Source organism: Terriglobus sp. YAF25, from assembly GCF_052113305.1.
Classification (GTDB): domain Bacteria; phylum Acidobacteriota; class Terriglobia; order Terriglobales; family Acidobacteriaceae; genus Terriglobus.
The window spans coordinates 1-2,529 of record NZ_JBFRCY010000674.1; the positions used below are offsets into that span (position 1 = coordinate 1).

Genomic DNA, 2,529 nt, shown 5'->3' on the forward strand with positions numbered 1-2,529 from the left:
GGACACGCCTTCGGAGCCGGCGTTCGACCAGCTCACAGCGATGGCGGTCAAGATCTTCTCTGTTCCTATCGCATTGATCTCGATGGTCGATAAGGACCGCCAGTTCTTCAAATCAGTCCAGGGAACGCCCATCCGCGAGACGCCGCGCGATCTCTCGTTCTGCGCGCATTCTCTGCTGACGGAAGGCGAAACCATCATTCCCGATGCGCGTCTCGATCCTCGCTTTGCGACCAATCCCTTCGTCGTGGAAGAGCCGTATATCCGCTTCTATGCCAGCTCTCCGATCGTTACGCCCAATGGCATACGTCTCGGCAGCTTCTGCATCATCGACAGTGAGCCGCGCACTCTGAATGAGCGGGAGACAGAGCTGTTGCGCCATCTCGCCAATGCAGCCTCTTACCTGATCGACCAGCGCACCACCGCATTGCAGCTTGAGTATGCCAAGCAGCAGATCGATCTTGCCAGCGAGCGTTATCGTCTGGCCACCAGCGCGACCTCTGATGGCATCTGGGACTGGGACCTTCGCTCCGGCGAGATCTATCTTTCCGCCCGCTGCAGCACGCTGCTTGGTTATGGAGGGCAGGAGCACATCACCAGCCTGCGCGGGTGCTACCGGCATATCCATCGGGGCGACCGTAAACGGATCCATGAAGAGATTGCCCATGCGTTACACGGCCAGCAGAACTTCAGCTGCGAGTTCCGTTATCTGCATGGTGATGGAGAGTGGCGGTGGGTCGAATGCAGCGGTCTGCTGCTGACCGGCGCATCCGGCGAGCCACAACGCATGGTCGGCGCACTGAGCGACCGTAATCGCATTCGCGCCACGGATCCGCTGACCCATCTTCATAACCGGGCATCGTTCATTGACCGTATCCAGAGCCGCATCGACAAGTCTTCCAGCGAGGACGAGACGTATGCCGTGATCTATGTCGACATCGATCACTTTAAGCGCATCAATGACAGCCTGGGCCATGCGGAGGGCGATATCGTTCTGCTCGAGATTGCAGCGCGTATCCGCAAGAGTCTCGCCGATCGGCCGCATAGCTGTGCCGCCCGTCTCAGCAGTGATGAGTTCGCCATTCTGCTGGCGCATGCTCCCGGCGAGGGGGATATTGCTACCTACGTCCAGCGATTGCAGGAGGTGCTGCAGGCTCCGATTGTGAGCCGGGAGCAGACGCTCTTCCTTTCGGCCAGTATCGGAATTGCCACCGCGGATGCATTGGTACGGGATGCGCAGAGCATGCTTGAGAACGCTGATCTTGCCATGTATCACGCCAAGAACTCCGGCCGCTCGGCCCACGTGGCCTTTGCTCCGCACATGCGCGAGGATGCGGCAAAGCGGGTGCAACTGGAGCTTGATCTGCGGCGGGCGCTGGAGCGCGATGAGATTGTTCTCTACTACCAGCCGAAGGTAGCGCTACGCAGCGGACAGGTTATCGGCTTTGAGGCGCTGGTGCGCTGGAAGCATCCGGATGGAGAGATGATCTCGCCGGCAGAGTTTATTCCCGTGGCCGAAGAGACGGGGCTGATCCGCGAGCTTGGCATGGTCACGCTGCGGCAGGCGATAAGGCAGGCAGAGCAGTGGCGCAAGGACGGAATTCTGACCGATGAGATGAACGTCGCCGTCAATATCTCCGGCCGTCAGATCGGCGATAAGGGCCTGGTGGGATTCATTCGCGATCAGTTGCAGGACAGCGGACTTCCGCCGCAGAACCTGCGGCTGGAGGTGACGGAGAGCCTTCTGATCAACAGCGATACCACCACCGGTGAGTTCTTCCGCGAGATCAAGGAACTGGGCATTGGTATCGATATGGACGACTTCGGCACCGGCTACTCCTCGCTGAGCTATCTCCATCGCTTCCCCTTCGATGCGTTGAAGGTGGACCGCTCGTTCGTGCAGCGCATCGATCAGACGGAAGAGAGTCTGAGTCTTCCACGGTCGATCGTGGCTCTGGGCAAGGCGTTGGGAATGCGTGTCCTGGCCGAGGGTATCGAGAACATGGAGCAATTGACGCAGCTTATCCGCATCGAGTGCGGATACGGGCAGGGCTATCTCTTCTCGAAGCCGGTTCCGGCGGAAGAGGTGCCGGAGATGATGCGGCATCTCGACAGCAAGATGCGTACGGAGCTGATGGCTTCGTAAGGGCGGCGTTGTCATTTCATCGTGAAGCGAAGAAATTGGCAAAGGTGGTACCCACGGTACCTCAGCGGCTGAAGCCGCCTACCTTTCGCCTCCACTACGACACGGCTGAAGCCGTGTCCTTAAGCAAGACATCCGCACCTGCCGGTGCGGACCGGCTTACGCCGTCGCGATCCAGGTGACTCCTTGCGGATAGATAGGCAAGCAATTAAACAAAGCGCCGAAGGCGCTACGTTTTGTTGTGCAGCCTGGGAGATAGGTAACAGTTTAGACCGGGCAGATGGGTAACACTTTTTGCTCGGTAGGTTTATGTATCTGAGTTTTTTTGATTTCAGGTAGTGGTGGAGGCGGTGGGAATCTGGGAATTTCGGTTGTATGAAATTTCCAGA

Annotated in this window: 1 protein-coding gene; it reads left to right on the forward strand. The window is 58.4% G+C overall.

Going from position 1 to position 2,529, the window contains the following annotated elements:
- Positions 1–2,143 (forward strand): sensor domain-containing phosphodiesterase (locus AB4043_RS22180; protein WP_442308117.1); only part of this gene is annotated, 2,143 nt, incomplete at its 5' end.
- Positions 2,144–2,529 lie beyond the last annotated feature (386 nt).